This is a genomic window from Collinsella sp. AM34-10, from assembly GCF_003469185.1.
Classification (GTDB): Bacteria; Actinomycetota; Coriobacteriia; order Coriobacteriales; family Coriobacteriaceae; genus Collinsella.
Map to the genome: position 1 here is coordinate 382 of NZ_QSIL01000016.1, position 1,869 is coordinate 2,250.

Genomic DNA, 1,869 nt, shown 5'->3' on the forward strand with positions numbered 1-1,869 from the left:
AGCGCGTCCGCGCCTTCCTGACCCGCGGTGTGACCGGCGACACCGACATCAACATCATCGACACCGCCGAGTTCGCGATCCCCGGCCTTGACGACGAGTTCCGCGTCATCGTGTCTCCGTGGATTCTGACGGTGCTCGTTACCGACCGCCTGGCTCGCTACTACGAGACGGTCACCAAGCACAACCTCAAGTATCGTCGCTACTATCACCAGTTCGACTACTAAAGAAAACGGGTGCGGGAACGCGCCGGGCTATTGAGAGGAACACAGAATGAGGCAGTACATCATCGCCAGCCATGCGCACTTCGCTACCGGCATCAAGGAGAGTGTCGAGCTGCTCTCGGGCGCTCGCGACAACGTCCACGATCTTTCGATGTTCGTCGATGACCGCATGGACGTGGCCGAGGAGGCCCAAAAACTGCTGGCAGACATGGCTGCCGACGATGATGTCGTTGTCTGCACCGACCTCTTTGGCGGCAGCGTCAACAACGAGTTCACCAAGATCGTCCAGACGCGTCCCCGCACGTACCTCGTTACCAACATGAACCTTCCTCTGCTTATCCAGCTGCTGTTCTCTGACGAGTCGGCGCCGGTTGAGGAGACGATTCGCGCCATCGTCGCTGCGGACGATACGCGCGTGAAGTTTGTCAACGATTTTTTGGTCGATGACGAAGAGGAAGAAGAGTTCTAATCCGCAGCACCTACTGACACGCCGTAAGACGGCACAAGACCTTTGGGGGGTCACATTATGATTCAGCTACTTCGCGTCGACCATCGCCTGCTTCATGGCCAGGTCGCGGTCTCTTGGGTCCAGGGCCTTGGCTCCAACTGCATTTTCTGCGTGGGCGATAAGGTCGCCAACGACCCGGTGTGGAAGACGACGCTCAAGATGGGCAAGCCTGCCGGCTGCAAGCTCGTCATCAAGGATATGGCGAATGCCATCGAGGCCATTAACTCGGGTGTGACTGACAAATACAAGATGATTATCTGTGTCGCCACCATCGCTGAGGCAAAGCAGCTTGTTGAAGGCTGCCCGCAGATCAAGTCGGTCAACCTGGGCAACACCAAGCCCAAGGACGAGAAGCGCCCCGATGCTCGTCAGGTCTCTCGTCAGATCTTCCTGACTGCAGCCGAGGAGGCCGATGTGCGTGAGATGCTGAGCAACGGCGTCGAGGTCGAGATCCGTCCTCTGGCCGATGACCCCAAGGTTGACTGCGCAAGCGTGCTATAGGCGTTCAATTTCGAAGAGTCTGAGCTCTTCGTAGTGTCCTATTAGGAAAGGGGGATATATGCTTACCCAAGCAATCCTCATCGGACTTATCGCCGCATTTGGTAAGTTCGACTTCCAGCTCGGTACGCTCTATGCGTTCCGCCCCATCGTCCTGTGCCCGCTCGTGGGCCTGGTGCTGGGGGACCTGCAGTCCGGCCTCGCGATCGGCGCCAGCCTGGAGCTTCTGTTCATGGGCTCGATCTCCATCGGCGCCTACGTGCCGCCTGATGAGACGATCGGCGGCGTGCTCGCCTGCGCCTTCGCTATCCAGTTGGGCCAGAGCACCGAGGCAGCCATCGCGCTCGCTATGCCCATCGCCACGCTGTGCCTTGCCATCAAGAACATCCTCAACGCCGCCCTGCCGATTCTGGTTGACCGCGCTGATGTCTTCTCCGGCCAGGGCAACCTTAAGGGTGTCTATGCGATGCACTTCCTGATCGGTTTGACCGGTATCATCATGGCGTTCCTGCTGTGCTCGCTGTCGTTCTATCTGGGTGCTGACGCCATCCAGGGCATGCTCGACTTCATCCCGCCCTTTGTCCTTGCTGGCTTTGGCGTTGCCGCCAACATCCTGCCGGCCATGGGCTTCGCCATGCTCGG

Annotated in this window: 3 protein-coding genes and 1 pseudogene; all 4 read left to right on the forward strand. The window is 58.9% G+C overall.

Annotated elements, in window-relative coordinates; translation table 11 throughout:
* Window positions 1-224, forward strand: a pseudogene (locus DW823_RS09975) (SIS domain-containing protein); the annotation flags it as partial.
* Window positions 225-270: 46 nt separating this feature from the next.
* On the forward strand, window positions 271-690 hold the full coding sequence (locus DW823_RS09545) for a PTS sugar transporter subunit IIA (protein ID WP_117638251.1): 420 nt from the start codon (window positions 271-273) through the stop codon (window positions 688-690).
* Window positions 691-747: 57 nt separating this feature from the next.
* Entirely contained in the window at window positions 748-1,230 is a 483-nt protein-coding gene (locus DW823_RS09550; RefSeq protein WP_118082035.1) for a PTS sugar transporter subunit IIB, read from the forward strand.
* 58 nt (window positions 1,231-1,288) lie between these two features.
* Window positions 1,289-1,869: PTS sugar transporter subunit IIC (locus DW823_RS09555; protein WP_147324173.1), on the forward strand; the 581-nt coding region annotated here is incomplete at its 3' end.

Excerpts from the sequence above, each read along its gene's own strand:
- DW823_RS09550 (WP_118082035.1), top strand. The coding sequence starts at position 748 with ATGATTCAGCTACTTCGCGTCGACCATCGCCTGCTTCATGGCCAGGTC.
- DW823_RS09545 (WP_117638251.1), top strand. The coding sequence starts at position 271 with ATGAGGCAGTACATCATCGCCAGCCATGCGCACTTCGCTACCGGCATC.